Source organism: Nostoc linckia z4 (genome assembly GCF_002608075.1).
Lineage (GTDB): Bacteria > Cyanobacteriota > Cyanobacteriia > Cyanobacteriales > Nostocaceae > Nostoc > Nostoc linckia.
On the sequence record NZ_LAHA01000061.1, the window covers coordinates 13,924 to 30,468 of the forward strand.

The following is a 16,545-nucleotide window of genomic DNA, read 5'->3' on the forward strand; positions in this document are numbered from 1 at the left end:
ATAATTAAACCTTGTCCATATTGAAATCTAAAGTTTAGAATTATTCTCTTGTGTCATTGCGACAAAGCAAGCAACCCCAAAACTTTGCTAAAAAACTACGGTTCTCAAGTTAGACAAGGTTTAAGCGCCAAACAAAAATTAGGTTTGGGTATAAGAAGCGCTTTGTGGTGATAGCCACAAATTACGAATCAATTGCTTTTTGTGCAGTTTTTTTTACACAATAAGTGCTTCCTCGAAAGCTCAATTTATGGGTGACTGGTGGTGTAGTGATTTCAGTGGATTCTGAATTAGGATTAACGCAAACACAATAAGTACTTCCGCGAAAACTCAATTTATACGTTACTTTTGGTGTATTTATTTTCTCTAATTTGCCGTTGGAGTCAGCACGATAGGAAACTCCACGGTAGATTAAATGACAATCTGTTTCAGATTCGCAAACTGGCTGTTGTGGTGGTTCTATTTGTTCGCTGATTACCTTGGTTGTGTAGTATTCATAACCTGTACTAATAATTACAGGAATCAATAGTAAAACTAACATCTGCCAAGGAGCAAAAATTAAACCCAAAATGAAGCTGAGTGCTGCAAATACAGCTATCAAATGTGAAATTTCACTATTAATTTTTTTTAACAGAAAATAGCCAGTGATTAAACAAGCACACGGTATAATCAAAAAGTAGGAAGCCATTTTTCTTAATTTAATAAACCAAAACTGAAGCGTTTGTAACGCAGATTATGGTTGTTGGAAAATTGTTATCTATTTTACATCAAAGAAATTTTTGTGGTTACCGTGCTTTATTAGTAAAAGTATTACTTTTAGGTATCTGTATTATATGTAAATTTTTCGAGTCAATGTAATATATGCAATAAAAAAAGGCGATCGCACCCTGTTCGCCTTTTTCACTAAGTATCAATATTTATTCATTTTATACTTGTAGTAAGTTATTGACAGTTAACTATCAACTGTCAACAACCGCCACGAATGATTATGCTTTTTTAGCGCACATTAGCTTATTTAATTTCTTCAAAATTCTCAATTGTCAGATATATTTCTTCATCAGCTATTTGACTATTGTAATCAATATTAATTTGGGTTGGATAGCCGAGTCTGGGATTGTAGGCTACATCCAGACTGTAGGCTTTACGATTAATGGCATCCTGAATTACGTTAAAAAGTTTAGGAATTGTGTTGTACTTTTGAAAGTATTCTGGATTTTGAACTGGTTGACCTGTAGCTACAAAAGTGATTGATTTTGTCTTGCCATTACGTACTTCAATGATTACTGGGCCTCTAGCTTCTGGTATACAAAAGCAACCGTTACTAAATGTATAACGGTAGTTAGAAATATTTTGGTTATTCCACAAACGGCGATTAAAGTTTAACCGCCTTTGATTCAAATTATTATTAGCTACTAATTGTGCTATGTCTATGGAAGGTTGAGACATTACTGGTAGGTTGAGGCCTGCAAGTAGCAACAAGCCGACACTGATAACGATAGAAAAGCGCATATCAATCTATGTAAATAAAGAAAAATTGTCTTCTACATTCATAATTTTAATTGTTTAAATAGACTTTATGTTTTGATTAAAACCATGATTTTTTTGTTGGGACTGCCTTGTGCTATAAATTTTGATGCTTTCTAGATTTAGTCTTGCCAAATAGCTAACCATAATTTCAGCAATTTGAAAATCAGCAAATTTCTTTGTGGAAATTGACTACTTGAGACGATAAAGTATCTCGCCCGCCTTGGGTACGAGTAAAATACCTTCATGCTCCCGATGAGACCATTGTGTTAATTCAATTGTAGCCGGATCGCGATAGCTCAAATTATGAGCAGCACAACGTTCTGGAGAAATACCAGTAGCTAGAGTTACGCGAATTCGAGGTTTTTCACCTTCTAGAAAATCAAAAGTACCCATACCTTTTAAGTGCGTACTATGTGCTAGCACTCCCGCAGGATATTCTTGGAATTTATCCCATTGTTTCAAAAAATAATCGCGCACATGATAACCAATTTCTGCTAAAACTCTGCCATGTGTGTAGCTAAATTCAGTAATATGAGGTGCATAAATAATCACTTCTCCTCCATCCGCTACTACTGGCTCTAATTTGTACATGCCTTTAGCAGCTGTCCAAATATCATCGTACATTTCAGGCATCACAGAAAGCACTTGTTTAAAAGGCTTATCTACATATTTAATATGCAATTTAGCTGATAATTTAGCAGCAGCTTCCCAGGCTAAATCTGGTTTATCTATATAAAGTCCAGCTAACTGATTTGTTTTCGGCGCAACCACCATTGCCAAGCAAAGTTTCCGCGTCGGAATCATGCTAGCGGCTCGATTTATTAACCGCCGAACTGGGGTGACTCCCGGCGTACCGATAATTTCATAACAAGTGATTAAAGCTCCTAACCAGTGTGATAAATTTATGACTTCCTGACCGCTAATACCAGGAAAAAAATATTTATTTCCCCCAGAAAAGCCAACAACTTCGTGGGGAAATACCGGGCCGCAAATAATTATCAAATCATATTCTACCACCAACTTATTAACACGCACATCAACTTCTTGATGCAGCATTCCATTACTAATTTCTGCTATTTCCGCCGCCGAAATTACTCCACAAGAAATAAAAGTTTCTGGTAGATGCCAAAGGTGATTAAAGATATTAATTTTTTTAAAAGTAGTTTTTCTTTCCTCGGCTGTCACCCCGACTAAACGATTGATTTGTTCCTCACTCATGGGGTTATGCGTACCCAGAGCAATTAAAAAATCTAATGCTGCAACCCTGTGACTCAACTCTTGATAAAGTAGTCGAAACATTTGCGGAATGGGAGCAGTGCGCGTACCATCAGGAATTAAAACTAAGATGCGCTGTCCATCAAACTGAGGATTTGCTAAAGCTTGATGAACTAATAAGGAAACTTCCTCCTTAGCAAGTGTGCCATTATTCGTTACGGCTAATGAATGCATTTTTAAACTCCACTGTAGATGCTAAAGCCACCGTCCACCGGCACAACTACGCCGTTGACGAAACTAGAACCAGAACTGCATAACCAAATCAAAGTACTGAGTAATTCCTGGGGTTCGCCAAAACGTCCGGCTGGCGTATGGTGAATAATTTTTTGTCCGCGATCGCTTAAACTACCATCAGTATTCAACAATAAATTGCGATTTTGTTCGCCAATAAAAAAACCAGGTGCAATGGCATTGACTCGCAACCCAGATCCATATTTTTGAGCCAGTTCCACAGCTAACCAACGAGTAAAGTTATCTATGGCCGCCTTCGCCGCCGAATAACCAACCACCCGACTAATAACACGGATAGCAGACATGGAAGAAATATTCACAATACAACCTTGGGGTTGATTTTTCTCCACCATCGCTTGTCCAAAAACTTGACTTGGTAATAAAGTCCCCATCAAGTTGAGACTCACAACTTCCTCAAATGCGATGTGTGGCATTTCAAAAAAGCTAGCATCAGCTGTAATTGTGGCGGCGGCAACATTACCACCAGCCGCATTTACTAGGATGTCTATTTGACCCCAATGTTTTAGGATAGCTTGTTTGGCTATTTCTAATTGGGAGCGATCGCCAACATCCGCCAGCACCACCATACTTTCCCCACCATTGGCAGTAATATTAGCTACCACTGCATCCGCCCGCATTTGATTGCGTCCGATAACCACCACTCGCCCTCCCGCCAGCGCCAAACCCCGCGCCATCGCCCCACCAAGCACCCCAGAACCACCAGTAACTACTGCTACTTGGTCTTTGAGGCTAAAAAGTTTCTCCAAAATCAAATCTGGCATTGATCATTCCTCGAACATCATGAAACTCTGCGTCTGTTTGCGTTTACTCAGCGTCCCTTTGCGTTAAAAAAATTACTTCTTTCAACGCAAAGGAACGCCAAGGTTGGCGCAAAGGAACACAGAGGTTTTTAGTTTAATTTGTAAGCAACCTTCGCCAGGTCATAAGCTAAAGCATGAGCCATTCCATAGCCTTCCTCTTCCTCAATTAATCCCCGTATTACCAACCCTGCCAACCAATTACAAGCTACACGCCGCCACACTGTGTGACGAGCAGGAATGGAAACAAAAGCCCGCGTATCATCGTTAAAACCTGCGGTGTTATAAAGTCCGGCGGTTTCCATCACTTGATTGAAGTATCGTTCCATACCATTTATGCTGTCGTGGAACCACCAAGGCGGCCCCAACAAAACTGCGGGATAATGACCGGCTAAGGGAGCTAGTTCGCGGCTATAAGTGCTTTCATCCAATCCAAACAAAATTAAGTGAAAGTCTTTGTGATTACCGTAGGCTGTCAACAAGGGATGCAAATTTTCTGTCCACTCTATTTTTAAAGGAATGTCAGCACCTTTATCAGACCCAAATTGCTCAAACACAGCTTGATTATGGTTACGCATAATACCGCAATGCATCTGCATCACCAAACCATCTTCTACACTCATCCGGGCCATTTCCACGAACATGTGGCCGGTAAAACGCTCTGCATCGCCTGGATTTAATTTGTTAGCCAATGCTCTGGCAAAAATGGCTTCTGCTTCTTCGTCAGTAAGTCGGTTGGTATAAGGTGTAGCTGCACTATGGTCGGTAGCTGTGGCTCCCATTTTTTTGAAAAAACCTCGACGTTCTTCTAGGGTTTCCACGAAGGCAGTGTAAGTAGTAATTTCTCGCCCCACAGTGCTTTCCAGCTTGGTTAAATTTTCCCGCCAACTAGGAGTATTGAGGTTGACTACTGCATCTGGGCGGAATGTGGGTTTTATGTGAGTCAAACCTTCTTGGTGTAGGGATTGATGGTACTCAAGAGGATCGCTGGCTGCATCAGTGGTGCAAAGGACTTCGATGTTAAATTTTTTGAATAAAGCACGAGGTGAAAATTCCGGTAACAATAACAGCTTTTGCAGATAATCGTAGATATATCCAGCATTGCGAGAATTTAAAGGTTCATCCACTCCAAAGACGTTATTAAGTTCGTCTTTCAGCCACAACCCAGAGGGAGTACCTTGGAATAAGTAAAAATTGTCGGCGAAAAGTTGCCAGATTTTACGGTGGTCGGTTTCTACTGGCGAACCATCACGGCTAGGTATGCCCAAAGCCGATAAAGGTATGCCCCGACTATAAAGCATACGGAAAATGTAATGGTCGGGAATAATCAATAATTCAGTGGGGGAACCAAAACAAGCTGCGGGATTAGCCAACAAAGCCGGGTCTACGTGTCCGTGGGGACACACTAAAGGCAGACTAGATATACTATAAAAAAATTGACGTGCTAGCTGTCTTTGTTCTGGTTCTGGAGCAAAACAGCGATCGCTAGATAAACTCCATTTTTTAGTTAACATATTATTTCTAAGTAATTGAAAATGGGCATTGGACATTGGGCATTGGGCATTGGGTCGGGGGTACGGGACATTGCCCATCTGGCATTATGAGTACTGAGTTAGCAGTTAGGAATTCTCTGCTGTGCCCCTCTGCACCGGCGCTTTGTTGCTCAAATGCAGTAGTACTATTGCGCTTGACTACAAAAGGTGACAGAACCAGATTTTCTACACTTTTCTCTTCTAATAAATCGAGTAACATTTGCATCGCCGAGCGACCAATTTCCAATTTTGGTTGGCACACCGTTGTCAATGATGGTGTTACGTAACGGCAAAGAGCAATGTCATCAAATCCAACTAAACTTAAATTTTGCGGTATCAAAATATTTAGTTCTTGGCAGGCTAAGAGAGCGCCAACCGCTACCATATCGTTGTAACAAAAGATGCCTGTAACACCAGTTGTCAATAGTTTAGGTAGCATCTTTTTTCCTGTATCAACATCGTTGATTCTGGTATTTTCTTCATCACTAATTGCCACCCAATCACTGTTTTCTGGTAACCCGGCTTCCCTCAAAGCCCTACGATATCCTTCTAAACGCAAGTAATTGGACTGACTGCGATCGCCCACACCCAAATAACCAATAGCCCTATGCCCCAATTCAATCAAATGCTCTACCGCTAATCGACCACCTAAAAAATCATCCACTTTTACTGTATGAAATGTTTCAGGTTGGTCTTCCGTTTGACTATTAATTAATACTGTTGGAACCGCAATTTCTCCGATTTTATTTGTATTTTTTTTATTGATTCGGGAATCAGTGACTAATATGCCATCAACTCTCCGACGATGAAAGTTATCAATAGCTGCTATTTCCTGCTCGAAATCTCGATGTGAAGCAGTTAAGAAAACACTCAAACCAGCTGTTCTCGCTACCTGCTCTATTCCCTCTACTACCTCAGCATAAAAAGGATCGGCAATGGAAGTCACCACTACCCCGACAGTATTAGTACGTTGAGTTTGCAAGCTTTGAGCAATGGCATTCGGCACATAGTTCATTTCCCGCGCTATCTTCTGAATTTCCTCTCGCACCTTCGGGCTAATGAGAGAGTTATCTCGCAAAGCACGGGAAACTGTAGAATGAGAAACACCTGCCCTACGAGCTATATCTTCTATTGAAACTTTTCGTTTCTTCATGATTTTACCATAATTAATGCAAACGTGTGCATTATAATTCTAATTATTAGCAAAGTTGAGTTATCTGTCAATGCATTCACTTTCCTAACTCAGCATAAAATTGAGATTAATGTCAAAATGTAACAAAAAATCAAGTTATGACGGATTTACAGGGAACAGGGTTGGGGGAACTCTTAAGGAATACAGCAATTTCTGTTGGATTAGAAAATGTATAAATATTTATGCAAATGGCACTTATCAATTTACTGATTTGGGAAGTGGAAAAAATGAACTATTTCGGTTGAGGTTGTTGACTGTTGATTGTTGACTGTTGACTGTTGACTGTTGATTGTTAATACTTCGCTTTTTTGCAAAACTATGAACCAATACAGTTCAGATAACCCTGTTTCCTTGCCTTTACAGAGGATCTTTCTTAACCCAAGCGTATTGAACTATGAACGACAAATCAATGATTATCATCATAATGGGTGTTTCTGGAGCTGGTAAAACCACCATCGGAAAACTGCTAGCAAATTCTTTAGACTGGGAATTTAGCGACGCTGATGCTTTTCATTCGCCAGAAAACGTTGAGAAAATGCGGTGTGGTATTCCTCTGACAGAAGCTGATAGAATACCTTGGTTACATGATTTGCAAATAGCTATTAAAAATTGGCTGCAAGAAAATAAAAGTATGGTGCTGGCGTGTTCGGCTCTTAAAGAAAGCTATCGTCAATTTCTGGTTGTAGATAGCGAACGCATCAAGTTAGTTTACCTCAAAGGGTCTTATGAATTAATTCAAAAACGCTTGCAAGAGCGTCATAATCACTACATGAGCGAAAAATTGCTCGATACCCAGTTTAATACCCTAGAAGAACCATTAGACACCTTATATATAGATGTTATCGAAACACCCCAGGTAATTGTACAAAACATCAGAACATCTTTAGGAATTTAGCGTTATAGGCTTCCCCATTCCCCATTCCCTATTGCCTATTCCCCTTGATAAAGCATAAATCAGGAATCCGATATTGGTAGGAGACAACAATGTTTCTCAGATTAGCGCAACAATATCAGCAAGTCGTTCAAGACTTGGTAATTAATCTACAAGCTTTGTCCATTGCACTTGAGCGGCGTGGTTATACTACGTCTTGCTATACGTGCGGCGACCAAATCAAAAGTGCTTCATTTATGGTGAGTTTGGCAGAAAAGCACATAATTCGGTTTTTAGTGTCTGATTACGGTATTACTTGGATGGAAATTTGGGACGACCGCGAATTAATGAAGTTAGAGGGTGCAGAAGCAATCAATCAGCTTGAAGAACTAGCTAACATCGTCAAGTATCCCCAGCAAGAAATCAACATTGTTAACTATTCACAGCGAAAGATGCACTAAGTAAAGTAAAGAATGTTTGCTGAAGGGGGAAGGTAGGCTTGTGCAAATAGATAGAAAACTTAATAGTTATTTTTGCACACGTGTGCAAAAATAAAGAATAAGCAAATTGAAATTTATGCACAGGTGTGCAAAACCCCTATAAAAATATGTCTCAAGCTCTACATCATCGCTCAAATAATCTCTTACATTCCCTAGAAGAATGGGAAAAAGACTTACTCAATCGCTATCCCGATCCCAACACCATAGTTAAAGAAGGTAAAACTGTTGAAGCTTACAGAAATTATGAAACAACTATTAGAGATACAGTTAAAGAGTTTTACCGCTTAAACCACATCAATCAAACATATGATTTTGTACTCCAGAAAAAAGCGGAGTTTTTAAAGTTTGACAAACAAGAAATGAGTGTTTGGGATGCAGTGGAATTTTTGAATCAATTAGTGGACGATTCAGATCCCGATACAGACTTAGACCAACTACAACATTTATTGCAAACATCAGAAGCCATTCGTGCTGATGGTCATCCTGATTGGATGGTGCTGACTGGTTTCTTTCACGATATGGGAAAAGTACTTTGTTTATTTGGCGAACCCCAATGGGCTACTGTTGGTGATACCTATCCTGTGGGTTGTGCGTTTTCAGATAAAATTGTTTTCTCGGAATTTTTTAAAGATAATCCCGATTACAATAACCCAAAATATAACACTAAATATGGTGTATACGAACCGAATTGTGGATTAAGTAACGTACATCTTTCGTGGGGACACGATGAATATTTTTATAGTATGATGAAACCTTACTTACCCGAACCTGCATTATACATCCTTCGCTATCATTCATTTTATCCTCAACATCGTGAGAACGCTTACCAGCATTTGATGGATAAACATGATGAAGAAATGTTTAAATGGGTGAAGTTATTCAATCCCTATGATTTATATTCAAAAAATCCCAATCCCCCTGATTGGCAAAAGCTCAAGCCATACTACGAAGACTTAGTAGCTAAATATTTACCGCCAACCTTAAAATTTTAAATTTTCGGTTCCTGATTGAGTCTCTCAAGATTGCAAACATTTCTCTCCAAATCTCAACCAAAGAAAATATTTTCCCAAACACAATAGCACAATTTGTGTCTGTGAAGACTAAAAAACAAATATATATTTAGTTTACAGTCACTTGCTTGGTTTTATGGGATTATCTAGTCAACTGAAACAAGCGCAAAGCTAATTATTGCGTCTATTCTTTGACATCAAAATTTTTGTGCGCCCTCCCAAGGTTGCTTAATTATTGAGTGTCGCACTCATTTCGCCATCATAAAGGATGGAAAATAACTCATCTGACACGATATTACATTCAAATGGAAAACACTTCTTAATTTTGTAAATTTCAATAAAGTAAATAATTGTTTGGGAAAATTACACGATAAAATGAAAAACCAAATAAGATTAGAAGTTTGAAATTTGCTCCCCTAAAGTTCTTGTAATTTTAGCAAATCAATTTTTTCAGACTAACCATTTTCAAATATAATTTTCCCAAAAAACAAATTTGTGAATTCTTACAACATTTAGTATTTTGCTGCCATCAGCAAAGACTTAATTTAGTGTAACTACCAGTAGCAACTCCAAGAACATCAAATTACAACAGATGTTCGACTTTAACTTGCCAAATTTAAAAGTAAAGCTAAACACTAAAGTTGTAAATATTCTATCATATTGCGGATTGATATTTTGCTAATTTTCCTCAAATTCAAAAGCATTGTTTGGATGATAGGTGAATATGAAGAAAGTTTTTTTATTAGCTAGCATATTAGGTTTTCTTGGGACTGTGGTTGTGGGTTGTAATGACACTCCAAATGCTAACACCGCTAATAATAGTACTAACACTGCGATTAACACTAGCTTAGAAAATCAAGGATTGCAGACAATTGGGATTACTTTGGGGGATTTAGGTAATCCCTTTTATGTAGCACTGCAAAAGGGAGCTGAAGAACAAGCAAAAAAAATTGGTGATGGAATTAGAGTCAATACAGTTTCCAGTGCCTTCGATCTCAACCAACAAACTAACCAAATCGAAAATTTCACGGCGGCGAACACTGACTTAATTATCTTGAGTGCCGTTGACAAAAAAGGAGTTAAACCAGCCATTGACCAAGCGAGGAAGGCGGGCAGAATCGTGATTGCAGTGGATTCAGCCGTTGACGCAGACGTGGATGCAATGATTAGCTCTAACAACACCCAAGCTGGAGAGATTGCTTGCAAGTATATTGGCGATCGCCTCAACGGCAAAGGTAACGTAGTAATTCTCAACGGTACGCCGATGGACTCAATCAATCAGCGAGTTAGTGGCTGTAAAAGTTCATTAGCCAAATATCCAGACATCAAAATCATCTCAGACCAGAACGCAGAAGGTACAAGGGATGGCGGACTGAGAGTCATGAGTGACATACTAACAACCTTTCCTAAAATCGATGCTGTTTTTGCCACCAACGACCAAAGCGGTGTTGGCGCAGACTTAGCAGCCAAACAAGCAAGACGCAACGAATTTTTTATTGTTGGCGTTGACGGTTCCCCAGATGCAGCCAAAGCAATGGAAGACAAAGACGGTGTATTTGTGGCAACAGCCGCCCAAGATCCCGCAGGAATGGCGCAAAAAGCCGTTGAAGTCGGTAACGATGTCATCCAAGGCAAAAAACCCAGTAATTCCGAAATTCTCGTTCCAGTTAAATTGGTTACCCGCGAGAACCTTAATAGTTACAAAGGGTGGTGATGGGGGTAGGGGAAAAGGTTAAAGGGGAAAGGGGAAAGGTTAAAGGGGAAAGGGGAAAGGTTAAAGGGGAAAGGGGAAAGGTTAAAGGGGAAAGGTTAAAGGGGAAAGGTTAAAGGGGAAAGGTTAAAGGGGAAAGGGGAAAGGTTAAAGGGGAAAGGGAAAAGGAATAAATTTAATCTTGGCCCTTTTCCCCTTACCCCTTACCCCATACCCTGTTTGGCTAATGCCCCATTCAGATTTTTTTTCAGAGGAGATATATGAATTTAAAAAACATTGGCATCGCAGTTAGTTTAATCAGTTTGGTTGGTGGTAGCGTAATTGGTTGCTCAAATAATTCTGAAAACGGCAATACTGCGAGTAATCCTGATGCCAACGCTGCTGGGAATACTGCTACTAATACTAGCGCACAGAGTAAGCCAGGTAGTGCCGATGGGAAATTGCGATCGGTAGCTTTTACTGCTGGCGATTTGAGTAATCCCTTCTTCGTTCTGATGGGACAGGAAATTGAAGCCACAGCTAAAAAAATCGGTGGCAATGATGTTAGAACAACTGTAGTTTCTAGCGCTTATGACCTCAACCAGCAAGCCAACCAAATTGAAAATTTCACCGCCTCGAATACTGACATTATTATTCTGAATGCTGCTGATAAAAGTGGCATTAAGCCAGCAGTGGAAAAAGCCAAAGAAGCAGGCAGAATCGTGATTGCCGTAGATACAGGTGCAGAGGGTGGTGTAGATGCCACAGTTACGACTAATAACGTGCAAGCTGGAGAAGTAGCTTGTAAATATATTGCCGATCGCCTCAAAGGCAAAGGTAATGTAGTAATCGTCAATGGGCCGCAAGTGGACTCAGTGATTCAGCGAGTTAATGGCTGCCAGAACGTATTGGCTAAATATCCTGATATAAAAATTCTCTCCAAAGACCAGAATGCAGAAGGTAGCAGAGACGGTGGACTCAGAGTGATGACAGACTTGCTCACAACCTTTCCCAAAATAGATGCTGTTTTTGCCATCAACGACCCCAGTGGAGTGGGAGCAGAACTAGCAGCCAACCAAGCACAACGAAAAGACTTCTTCATTGTTGGTGTTGATGGTGCGCCAGAAGCCATAAAAGCGATCGCTGACAAAGATGGGATATATGCAGCAACAGCAACTCAAAATCCACGAGGCATGGCAGCAAAAGCAGTGGAAGTTGGCAACGACATTTTGAAGGGTAAAAAACCCCAGTCGCCAACAATTTTGATTCCAGTCAAGCTGATTACTAAAGATAACGTCAGCACAGAAAAAGGTTGGTAAATGGGAATGCGGGCAGGGGGAAAGGTTAAAGGGGAAAGGTTAAAGGGGAAAGGGAAAAAGAATAAATTTAATCTTTCCCTTTTTCCCCGGTTGGTGAGCTTGTCGAACCATACCCCTTTCCCTTTCCCCATACCCTGTTTGCCCAATATTATTTTTACAGGAGCTACTCGTGACCACAAGTATTGAAACCTCGTTTCCTGAAGTACCAACCGCGGCCCCTGTATTAGAGATGCAAGGGATTGCCAAAGGATTTCATGGTGTACCTGCTCTGCAAAATGTGAATCTCACAATTTATCCCGGAGAAGTTCACGCTCTCATGGGGGAAAACGGAGCGGGTAAAAGCACATTGATGAAAATTCTTGCTGGGGCTTATATTGCCGATGAAGGTGAGATTCGCATCAATGGTACGCCAGTGAAAATTACCGATCCGGCTTCGGCACGTAAAGCGGGAATTAACCTGATTTATCAAGAACTCAATGTTGCACCCAACTTAACCGTTACCGAAAATATTTTCATGGGTAGCGAGTTGCAACGGGGTCAGTTCTTAGACCGTAAAGCGATGGACGATGAAGCAAAATTAGTACTCCAAAGCCTGGGGGCAAGTTTTACAGGCAATACTATAGTTGGTACTTTGTCTATCGCCGAACAGCAGCAGGTAGAAATTGCCAGGGCGCTGAAAGATAACAGTCGGGTTTTGGTGATGGATGAGCCGACAGCAGCTTTATCTGACCGCGAGACTGAGTGTTTGTTTGAAGTTATTCGCAGACTCCGAGACGATGGCATTGCCATTATCTACATCAGTCACCGCATGGAAGAGATATATGCATTGGCTGACCGAATTAGTGTACTGCGGGACGGTCAATATATCGGCAGTCTCACACGGGAGGAAATTTCTGCCCAGCGATTAGTACAAATGATGGTCGGGCGTTCCATGCAGGATTTCTACGAACATCAACGCCAAACCAATCCCGGCCCGGTGGTGTTGGAAGTGAGAAATATCAGCGACGGACGCAAGATTGAACCGACTAGTTTTCAAATTCGCGCTGGTGAGATCCTGGGTTTGGCAGGGCTGGTGGGTGCTGGACGCACAGAAGTATCCCGACTGATTTTCGGTGCAGACCGCAAGGCTAGTGGTGAAATTTTCCTCAATGGCGTGAAACTGAATATCAATAGCCCCAGTGATGCCATTGCTGCTGGTATTGGTTACGTCCCAGAAGACCGCAAAGACCAAGGTTTATTTCTGGAAATGAGTTCCCGCAAGAATATTGCCCTGAACACCCTCAAACAGGATGCCAAGGCCGGGGTTGTCAACTGGGGTTCAGTCAATCGATTGGCGACGGAAGCGGTGGAAAACTTCAATATCCGGCTGGCTAACTTGGAAATCAGAGCTGTGGATCTTTCTGGTGGCAATCAGCAAAAGCTACTGTTAGCGCGTTGGCTAGCAATTAAACCGAGAGTCTTAATGCTGGATGAGCCGACACGGGGGGTAGATATCGGCGCTAAGAGCGAGATTTATCGAATTATCAGCGAATTAGCATCTCAAGGGGTCGCTATTTTAATGGTTTCCAGCGAATTACCAGAAGTGGTTGGTATGAGCGATCGCGTTTTAGTCATGCGCGAAGGACAGTTAGTGGGGGAACTCGACGACAGTCCCGGCAAAGAAATTACCCAAGAAAAGATTATGCACTATGCAACAGGAGCATCGGGAGTAGTAGAATCATGAGCCAAACAATCAGACCTACCAATAGGAAAGTCGGCAACAATCCCAAGGCGCGCCAAGGGAAATCCATCACCACCTTTCTGGAAGTTGCAGGTATCTTACCAATACTCGTACTTATTTGTATCTTATTTACCTTCCTTTCACCCAACTTCCTCACAGGCGGTAACCTCGTCAATATTTTACGGCAGGCATCCATTAACATTGTCCTAGCCACAGGCATGACCTTTGTGATTCTCACCGGAGGCATTGATTTGTCTGTGGGGTCAATGTTGGCTGTTTCTGCCGTAGTCGCCTTGTTGGTGTCCCTACTTCCGGTTATAGGTTGGGCGGCTTTGCCTGCTGGCTTGTTGGCGGGATTGCTTTTGGGCTTACTCAACGGTGCTTTGATTACCTTTTTGGATGTACCGCCTTTTATTGTCACCTTGGGTTCGTTGACTGCTTTGCGGGGTGTCGCCTACTTGATTGCCAAGGGAACAACAGTTATTAACCGCGACATCAATTTTGCATGGATTGGTAATAGCTATATCGGCCCCCTTCCTTGGTTGGTAATCATTGCCTTACTGACGGTGGCTGCTAGTTGGTTTGTACTGCGACAGACTGTTTTAGGAGTGCAAATCTATGCCGTGGGTGGTAACGAACGGGCAGCCAGATTAACTGGCATTAAAGTTAATCGAGTGTTGCTATTTGTTTATGGCGTCAGTGGATTGCTGTCAGGTTTGGCAGGAATTATGAGTGCCAGCCGTCTTTATAGTGCTAGTGGCTTATTGGGTCAAGGATATGAATTAGATGCGATCGCTGCTGTAATTTTAGGTGGAACTAGTTTTACAGGCGGGATTGGTACAATTGGTGGTACTCTTCTCGGTGCATTAATCATTGCTGTCCTCAACAATGGTTTAACTCTGCTGAACATGTCTTTCTTCTGGCAACTAGTCGTCAAAGGATTAGTAATTATCGTTGCCGTCATGATTGACCGACTCCGCAGACGTTCCAGACGCTAGAAAGATAAAAATTAACTAAGAATTCAAGAGTCATATCAGGTTCGGCTGAAGACTTATTATTAGCACTGACGCTAAGAGTTTTGAATAGTAAGCAATTATCCGAACTTGATATCAGAATAAGTGTTTGTAGTGTAACCCTCCTTTTAAGCAAGCTACGCATAGCGTCTCGTACACAGGACTATAGTCCTCTAATAAGGACTGAAGTCCTTACTACGAACTCAAAGGTCTAAATCTTGCCTACGGAACGCTATCGCAAACTTCTAAAATCAATCTGTTCCCCATTCCTCGTTAAGAGTTCCCTTTTAAAAAATTCACCTGATAACATCTACCTTTTTGCCTGCACTTTTACATTCAGCACAGCAATAATCAGGCAACAACAAAATATAAAAATTAGCCATAGCTCAGAATACTCTCTTCACACCTCATAACGGAAAAAACTTCATCCACCCAATCCTCAATAAATAATACCAAGTTCAGATAATCACCTATAACTCCAAACTCCCCGTCATATCATCTTTGCCTAATTACCCATAATAAAAACCTCCCCGCGTCTCCGCGTCCCCGCGTCCCCGCGTCAGTCCTAACTATAAGTCTTTAACCTAACCAGACATAATACTGAATTCTGAATTCTGACTTCTGAATTCTGACTTCTGAATTCTTTTGATAAAATTTCGCTTCAGTAAATCACAAAAATGGAAATTATCAAGACTGCTCTTTGTTCTTATGGATTATCAGGTAAGGTATTTCATGCACCATTTATCAATCTGCATCCCGGATTTGAATTAATAGGTTCCTGGGAAAGAAGTAAAAAGCTGATACAAGAAGATTATCCTGATGTCAAAAGCTATTCTTCCTTAGAAGCTTTGCTCACAGATGAACAAGTTGACTTAGTAGTAGTAAATACGCCTACTTATACTCATTACGAGTATACTAAGCAGGCTTTACTTGCAGGCAAACATGTGGTGGTAGAAAAAGCATTTACCACAACAGTAGCAGAAGCCAAAGAACTTAAAGAGTTGGCACAACAAAAGCAAAAAAAATTATCTGTATATCAAAATCGGAGATGGGATAGTGATTTTAAAACAGTAAAAAAAATTATTCACTCAGACTTATTAGGAGATATTATTGAAGCAGAATTTAAATTTGCTCGATACAAACCCACACTCAGTCCTAAACAACATGTAGAACTTCCTGGGCCGGGAGCAGGAATCATTAAAGATTTAGGGCCGCACTTAATAGACCAAGCTTTGCATTTATTTGGGATGCCTGATGCTGTTTTTGCAGATATGCGAATTACCAGAACAGCATCACAGATAGATGATTATTTTGAGCTGATACTTTACTACAAGAAACTGCGTGTCAAATTGAAAGCAAGTTTCCTCGTGCGGGAACCAATACCGTCGTATATTATACATGGCACAAAAGGTTCTTTTCTTAAAAGTAGGGCAGATGCACAAGAAGACAATTTACGGGCTGGTATGAAGCCTAACACTGAAGACTGGTACACTGAGCCTGAAAGTGAATATGGACTATTGCATACAGAAAAAGATGCAAAAGTAATCCGAGAAAAAATCAAAAGCTCACAAGGTAGTTATTTAGGCTATTACGATGCAATGTATCAATCAATAGTTCACCATCAGCCAATTCCTGTAACTGCCGAAGACGGAATTAATGTAATGCAGATTATAGAAGCGGCTATTAACAGCAGCAATCAGCAAAAAGTCATAACAGTTTGCACAAGAATTCACTAATTCAGAATTCAGGAGTCAGAATACAGAATTCAGAATACAGAATTCAGGAGTCAGAATACAGAATTCAGAATTCAGAATTCAGAATACAGAATTCAGAGATTTATCTGTACGTTA

Annotated in this window: 14 protein-coding genes; 8 read left to right on the top strand and 6 right to left on the bottom strand. The window is 40.7% G+C overall.

Annotated features, from left to right (window positions below; all coding sequences use genetic code 11):
* Window positions 1-181 precede the first annotated feature (181 nt).
* The 6 genes from VF06_RS39750 to VF06_RS31705 all read right to left on the bottom strand — a co-directional run bounded on the left by VF06_RS39750 (window position 182) and on the right by VF06_RS31705 (window position 6,533).
* Window positions 182-685 carry a DUF4278 domain-containing protein gene (locus VF06_RS39750; protein WP_143861834.1) on the bottom strand — a complete coding sequence of 168 codons (504 nt, stop codon included), beginning with the start codon at window positions 683-685 and terminating at the stop codon, window positions 182-184.
* Between the two features lie 323 nt (window positions 686-1,008).
* Complete coding sequence (locus tag VF06_RS31685; RefSeq protein ID WP_099072114.1) at window positions 1,009-1,506, bottom strand: DUF6174 domain-containing protein; 498 nt, start codon at window positions 1,504-1,506, stop codon at window positions 1,009-1,011.
* 207 nt (window positions 1,507-1,713) lie between these two features.
* Window positions 1,714-2,973, bottom strand: a complete 1,260-nt coding sequence (locus VF06_RS31690; RefSeq protein ID WP_099072115.1) for a lactate racemase domain-containing protein — start codon at window positions 2,971-2,973, stop codon at window positions 1,714-1,716.
* Window positions 2,974-2,975: 2 nt separating this feature from the next.
* A complete protein-coding gene (locus VF06_RS31695) occupies window positions 2,976-3,812 on the bottom strand; it encodes an SDR family oxidoreductase (RefSeq protein ID WP_099072116.1) in 837 nt (278 codons plus the stop codon).
* A gap of 128 nt (window positions 3,813-3,940) precedes the next feature.
* Window positions 3,941-5,362, bottom strand: a complete 1,422-nt coding sequence (uxaC, locus tag VF06_RS31700; RefSeq protein WP_099072123.1) for a glucuronate isomerase — start codon at window positions 5,360-5,362, stop codon at window positions 3,941-3,943.
* Window positions 5,363-5,369: 7 nt separating this feature from the next.
* Window positions 5,370-6,533, bottom strand: coding sequence for a LacI family DNA-binding transcriptional regulator (locus tag VF06_RS31705; protein WP_099072117.1), 1,164 nt, complete (start codon window positions 6,531-6,533; stop codon window positions 5,370-5,372).
* A 448-nt stretch (window positions 6,534-6,981) separates the two neighbouring features.
* On the opposite strand from VF06_RS31705, the gene VF06_RS31710 reads away from it, so the two are divergent.
* The 8 genes from VF06_RS31710 (at window position 6,982) to VF06_RS31745 (ending at window position 16,431) form a co-directional block, all read left to right on the top strand.
* The gene (locus VF06_RS31710; RefSeq protein WP_099072124.1) at window positions 6,982-7,467 is read left to right on the top strand and encodes a gluconokinase; all 486 of its coding nucleotides are present in this window, start codon (window positions 6,982-6,984) and stop codon (window positions 7,465-7,467) included.
* Between the two features lie 89 nt (window positions 7,468-7,556).
* Entirely contained in the window at window positions 7,557-7,904 is a 348-nt protein-coding gene (locus VF06_RS31715) for a DUF1815 family protein (protein WP_099072118.1), read from the top strand.
* Between the two features lie 146 nt (window positions 7,905-8,050).
* A complete protein-coding gene (locus VF06_RS31720; RefSeq protein ID WP_099072119.1) occupies window positions 8,051-8,935 on the top strand; it encodes an inositol oxygenase family protein in 885 nt (294 codons plus the stop codon).
* 742 nt (window positions 8,936-9,677) lie between these two features.
* A complete protein-coding gene (locus VF06_RS31725; protein WP_099072120.1) occupies window positions 9,678-10,667 on the top strand; it encodes an ABC transporter substrate-binding protein in 990 nt (329 codons plus the stop codon).
* Between the two features lie 257 nt (window positions 10,668-10,924).
* Window positions 10,925-11,962: an ABC transporter substrate-binding protein gene (locus tag VF06_RS31730; RefSeq protein WP_099072611.1), complete on the top strand. Its 1,038-nt coding sequence runs from the start codon at window positions 10,925-10,927 to the stop codon at window positions 11,960-11,962.
* 169 nt (window positions 11,963-12,131) lie between these two features.
* Window positions 12,132-13,685: a sugar ABC transporter ATP-binding protein gene (locus tag VF06_RS31735; protein WP_099072613.1), complete on the top strand. Its 1,554-nt coding sequence runs from the start codon at window positions 12,132-12,134 to the stop codon at window positions 13,683-13,685.
* The gene (locus VF06_RS31740) at window positions 13,682-14,680 is read left to right on the top strand and encodes an ABC transporter permease subunit (protein ID WP_099072614.1); all 999 of its coding nucleotides are present in this window, start codon (window positions 13,682-13,684) and stop codon (window positions 14,678-14,680) included. Before VF06_RS31735 ends, VF06_RS31740 begins: the two co-directional genes overlap by 4 nt.
* Before the next feature lie 692 nt (window positions 14,681-15,372).
* Window positions 15,373-16,431, top strand: coding sequence for a Gfo/Idh/MocA family oxidoreductase (locus tag VF06_RS31745; RefSeq protein ID WP_099072615.1), 1,059 nt, complete (start codon window positions 15,373-15,375; stop codon window positions 16,429-16,431).
* Window positions 16,432-16,545 lie beyond the last annotated feature (114 nt).